The 3161-nt window shown below is 68.8% G+C and carries 3 protein-coding genes; all 3 read right to left on the bottom strand.

What is annotated here, in order from left to right; genetic code table 11:
* A partial coding sequence (locus tag A9X05_RS06435; protein ID WP_067755603.1) for an enoyl-CoA hydratase/isomerase family protein occupies nucleotides 1-788 on the bottom strand: 788 nt, incomplete at its 3' end.
* Complete coding sequence (locus A9X05_RS06430; protein ID WP_082950093.1) at nucleotides 785-1018, bottom strand: lipoyl domain-containing protein; 234 nt, start codon at nucleotides 1016-1018, stop codon at nucleotides 785-787. The genes A9X05_RS06430 and A9X05_RS06435, both read right to left, overlap by 4 nt.
* The gene (locus tag A9X05_RS06425) at nucleotides 1015-3033 is read right to left on the bottom strand and encodes a thiamine pyrophosphate-dependent enzyme (RefSeq protein ID WP_067780048.1); all 2019 of its coding nucleotides are present in this window, start codon (nucleotides 3031-3033) and stop codon (nucleotides 1015-1017) included. The genes A9X05_RS06430 and A9X05_RS06425 overlap by 4 nt, the downstream gene beginning before the upstream one ends.
* Nucleotides 3034-3161 lie beyond the last annotated feature (128 nt).

Raw genomic sequence — 3161 nt, 5'->3', positions numbered from 1 at the left:
CGGCTGACCGCCCAAGCCGGAGATCGCTTCTGCAGGAACGCCGTGAAGGCCTCGATCTGTTCGGCGGTTCCGATCGACGACCAGTAGCCCGTCACGTCGACGGGTGGCAGCGCTCGCGCCATTTCCCTCTTGACGGCCGCGCGCGCGGCGGGTCCGGTCTTCCGGACTCGCTCGAGCAGGGCATCGACCTCCGCGCGCAGCGAGTCGTGCGCAACGACCTTGCCGACCAGACCGAGTCGCTCGGCCTCCTGCGCGTCGACCCAATCATTGCCGTAGATCAGGTGATTGGCCCGCAGCGTGCCCAGTCGGTGCGGTAGTCGAGCGGCGACGAACGCCTCGTACACGCCACGGGTGAGATCCGGGACCCGGAACCGGGCGCGATCGGAGGCGACGACGAGGTCGGCGAACAACGTCATCACCAAGCCGCCCCCCATGGCGATGCCGTTGACGGCGCAGACCACGAGTTTCGGTATCTTGCCCAGCGTTTCGAACGGTGTTCCGTCATAGGACTCGGTGAACGCGTCCCACCGGCGATCCGGATTCTGCACCGCGTTCATGTCGCCGCCCGCACAGAACACGTCGCCCGTGCCGGTGATCACCAGAAAGTTCAGGTCCGGTTCGTCGGCGACGATCATCGCGGCCCGTTTGATCCCGTGGTAGCCGTCCGCGGTGACGGCGTTCTTCTTCTCCGGCCGGTTGATGGTGACGGTCAGGGTGTCGCCGTCGATCCTGCCCTCGAGCTCCGACGCACAGAGGTCGACGTCGACGGAATCCGGTAGGGCGTTCACTGCGCCTCGATCACGGCGAGCAGTTCGCCGACGTCATAGCTTGCCCCGGCGCTGACCTTCCACGTCACAACGCCGCTGGCCGGCGCTTCGATGTCCATCTCGACCTTGTCGGTGGCGATCTGGTAAAGGGGATCGCCCTCGGAGACATGCGCGCCGTCCGCCACGTAGAGCTCCGTCACCTCCGCTTCGGTGATCGCGTCGCCCGGCTTCGGCATCCGCACCTGGATCACGCGATCCTCCTGACCGCTTCGACGAGCCGCGCCGTGTCCGGGCGGCAGGCGGCTTCCAGCGTCGCCGCCCGCGGGACGGGCGTGTACGTTCCGCCCACGCGCTGGATCGGGGCCGACAGCTCGCCGAAGAGCTCCGTCCCGACGGCCGCGGCGATTTCGGCTCCCGGGCCGCAGAACCCGACGGACTCGTGAGCGACGACCAGGCGCCCGGTTTTGCGGACGGAGTCGAAAACGGTGGCCAGATCCAACGGCACCAGGGAGCGCAGGTCGACCACCTCCACCGAAACGCCTTCGGCGGCAAGCTGTTCGGCGGCGGCCAGGGCGGCGTGCACCAAGCTGCCGTAGGTGCAGATCGTGACGTCGGCGCCGGCGCGTTTGACGTCGGCCTGGCCGAGCGGGATCACGTAGTCGTCCGTCGGCACGGGCCCCTTGCCGCCGCCGTAATAGAGCTTCATCGACTCGATGAACAGGCAGGGATCGTCCTCGGCCAGGCAGGCGTTGAGCAGCCCGACAGCGTCGGCGGCGGTGCTGGGCCACACGACCTTGATGCCGGGTGTGTGCATCGCCCAGGCCTCGAAGGCCTGGGAGTGCTGCGGGCCGGCCGCCGTGCCCACCATGGCGCGGATGACAACCGGAGCGCCCTGCCGTCCGCCGGACATGTAGCGGATCTTGGCCGCGTGATTGGCGATCTGGTCCATGGCCACGCCGAGGAAGTCCATGAACATCAGCTCCGCCACCGGCCGCAGACCACCCAGGGCCGCGCCCACCGCGGCGCCGATGATCGAGGACTCCGCGATCGGGGTGTCGCGCACCCGCTGGGCGCCGTATTTCGTCGACAACCCCGCGGTGATCTTGAACATGCCGCCCGACGGGTCGGCGATGTCCTCGCCGAGCAGCACGATCGCATCGTTGGCCGCCATCGCGCGATCCAGCGTGCGGTGGATCGCCTGCACCAGGCCGAGGGTCTCGGTTTCGCCCTGGGGTATCGCGGCGCGCTTTGTCGCCGGTGCCGCAAGCTCGCTGCCGTGGGCGGCAAACACGTCGCGGGTCAGTTCGTCGTCGGCGGGGGGCTCGGCGTCGCGGGCGGCGGCGAAGGCCGCGTCGATCTCGGCAACCAAGTCGGCGTCGATCCGGTCCAGGTCGACGGCATGCGCCAAACCCGCGTCGATGAGCCGCCGCCGATACCGCGCGAAGGGCGGGTCGGCGCGCTTGGCGGCCAGCTCGTCGGGGTCGGCGTAGGGCATCTGGTCGCCGAAGTAGTGCCCCTGCAGGCGGTAGGCGACCGCTTCGACGAACGACGGCCCGCCCCCGGACCGTGCGCGCTCGGCCGCCTCGGCCACTGCCTGGTACACCGCGTGCGGGTCCGTGCCGTCGATCGTGACGCCGGGCATCGCATAACCCGCGGCCCGGTCGGACAATCGCGCCGTGCGGGTGTAACCGGCCACCGGCGTGCATTCGGCCCACGCGTTGTTCTGGCAGAAGAACACCACCGGAAGCGCCCATAGCGCAGCCATGTTCATGGCCTCGTGGACGTAACCGATGCTGGTCGCCCCGTCGCCGAAGCTGACCAGTACCACGCGGTCACTGCCCTTGACGGCCTCCGCCAGCGCGATCCCGTTCGCGATCAGGGGGCCGGCGCCCACGATGCCGGTGGTCCAGGCGATGCCATGCTCGGGGTCGTAGATGCCCATCGCGCCGGCCTTGCCCTTCGACAGGCCGGTGCCGCGGCCGAGGATCTCGGCGAAGTACGCGGTCAGGTCGACGCCCTTGGCCACGACGTCGCCCAGCCCGCGATAGGTGGTGACCAGTTGGTCCGCACTTGACAGGGCGAGCGCGGCCCCGGCCGACATCGCCTCCTGACCGTCCACCGGCCAATAGCTCATCGCGATTTCCCCGGACGACAACCCTTTTCGGACGCGCTGGTCGCTGTGGTGCACCTTGCTCATGAGGCGGTACAACGCGACGGCCCGGTCGCTGCTCAGGGGCCGGGTACCGACGTCTACCTGCGTGGCCATCACCACTCCTTTGCGATGCGCACTCCGCCAACGAGCATACAATACAATATGACGATATTTGTTCAGTCGTCCGATGGCGCCCAGTGCCAGTGAGGAGAGCTTCGACCGCGATGCCCGATCGACCAGCC

Source organism: Mycobacterium sp. E3298, assembly GCF_001666895.1.
In the GTDB taxonomy this organism is placed as follows: Bacteria; Actinomycetota; Actinomycetes; order Mycobacteriales; family Mycobacteriaceae; genus Mycobacterium.
Note: the sequence above shows the minus strand (reverse complement) of the source record. Positions and strands in the feature narration are given on the sequence as shown.

Excerpts from the sequence above, each read along its gene's own strand:
- A9X05_RS06425 (WP_067780048.1), bottom strand. The coding sequence starts at position 3,033 with ATGGCCACGCAGGTAGACGTCGGTACCCGGCCCCTGAGCAGCGACCGG.